Consider the following 1810-nt stretch of genomic DNA (forward strand, 5'->3'; position numbering starts at 1 on the left):
GCCCCTTCGTGAAACAACTAGTCCTGCGTGATGGTGAGGGTGAACGTTCCACCCGTGTAGCTGCCGTCGAGGTCGATCGAGCCTTCGGCCACCGGTCCGGTCAGGTCGACGTCGCCGTCGGTGAACGCCACGTGGATGTCGAGCGTGCCACCGCTCACGGCCCAGGTGTCGGTCGCGTCATCGTACGCGTCTCCGTTGTAGTTGAGGCCGATCGTGCCGTCGCTCTGGAACTCGATGCCCCACGCGTCGCCGTCGGAGTCGACGCCGCTCCACGAGGTGCCGGTGAGGTCGATGGTGTCGGTGTCACCACCGGTGTTGCCACCGGGGAGGCTGGGGATCCCGAAGCAGGCCGTCAGCGAGGCGAGCAGGAGAAGTGTTGCGGACGCGGTTGCAAGGGTGCGACGAATTGTCATGCCCGTCACTTTAGCGGTGGTGAGGGGTCAACGGAATGCGACACCGCGCCGCAAGCTCGACGGCAGCGCCTGATCGACCGCCGCCCGGATCGTGCTGCCGCCATAACCACGTCGGGCGAGGTAGGCGCTCAGCCGACGAACAGCCGTGTCGCGGTCGAGGTGGCGGAGCTGGCCCGCTCGTTTGACCGCGATCTCGCGAGCGCGCGATAGTTCGTCGCCCGTGTCGACGAGGTCGAGTGCGTACTCGATCGCTGCCGGAGCGAGAAGCCGCCGCGTCAGTTCTGCCGCGATCGCCGAACGACCGAGCCCCTTGCGCTCCTGCAGCGTGCCGACGAGGTTCTGCGCCAGGGCGATGTCGTCGACATAGCCGTCGCTCTCGAGCCGGGCGACCTCGTCGAAGATCTCGTCGTCGGTGAAATCCCGGTCTCGCAGGTGACGCTCGAGCTCGCGGCGAGAGAGCCCACGGCGGGCGAGCGCACTGATCGACACGTTGCGCGCGGCACCGGGCGGCGGTGCTTCGGGTTCGCCTGAAGAACCGGAACGGCTCGACGACACCGGTTCGGGAAGGGGGGCTTCCCGGGCCGAGGCCTCGACTGCCAAAACCTCGACGGGCAGCACCTCGACGGGCTTCACGCCCGGGAGGTAAGTGACGCGCGCGAGGGCGCCGTCGTCGAGCCGTTCCATGGGGGGTCTACTCCCCCGATGCCATGAGAGCGGGCGCCTTGAGAGCGGCGGGCTCGGGGGCTTCGGTGGGAGCCTTGTCGACTGCCGCCTTACCCGCAACCGGCATGATGGAGGCGACGTTCGAGGCTTCCGCAGCCGCGGCGGCTTTGCCTGCGGCGCCAACCCCGAGCTTGCCGAGGATCTTCTGCTCGATCTCGTTCGCCATGTCGGGGTTCTCGATCAGGAACGCGCGAGCGTTCTCTTTGCCCTGACCGAGCTGGTCGCCGTCGTAGGTGTACCAGGCACCCGACTTGCGCACGATTTCGTGCTCGACGCCGTAGTCGATCAGGCTGCCTTCGCGGGAGATCCCGGTGCCGTACAGGATGTCGAACTCGGCCTGCTTGAAGGGCGGGGCCATCTTGTTCTTGACGACCTTGACGCGGGTGCGGTTGCCGACGGCATCCGTTCCGTCTTTCAGGGTTTCGATGCGGCGAATGTCGAGACGCACCGACGCGTAGAACTTGAGCGCCTTGCCGCCCGCGGTGGTCTCGGGGCTGCCGAAGAACACGCCGATCTTCTCGCGCAGCTGGTTAATGAAGATCATCGTGGTCTGCGTCGAGTTGAGGCCACCGGTGAGCTTGCGCAGCGCCTGCGACATGAGGCGGGCCTGCAGGCCGGGCAGTGAGTCACCCATGTCGCCTTCGAGCTCTTGCTTGGGAACGAGCGCGGCAACC

The 1810-nt window shown here is 66.9% G+C and carries 2 protein-coding genes and 1 pseudogene; all 3 read right to left on the reverse strand.

Annotated elements, in window-relative coordinates; translation table 11 throughout:
- Window positions 1–17 precede the first annotated feature (17 nt).
- Window positions 18–413, reverse strand: coding sequence for a hypothetical protein (locus RMO30_RS01835; protein ID WP_309708737.1), 396 nt, complete (start codon window positions 411–413; stop codon window positions 18–20).
- A gap of 27 nt (window positions 414–440) precedes the next feature.
- Entirely contained in the window at window positions 441–1097 is a 657-nt protein-coding gene (locus RMO30_RS01840; protein WP_309708741.1) for a regulatory protein RecX, read from the reverse strand.
- 7 nt (window positions 1098–1104) lie between these two features.
- Window positions 1105–1810, reverse strand: a pseudogene (locus RMO30_RS01845) (DNA recombination/repair protein RecA); the annotation flags it as partial.

Origin of the sequence: Pseudolysinimonas sp. (assembly GCF_031389465.1) — a bacterium.
Taxonomy (GTDB): domain Bacteria; phylum Actinomycetota; class Actinomycetes; order Actinomycetales; family Microbacteriaceae; genus Pseudolysinimonas_A.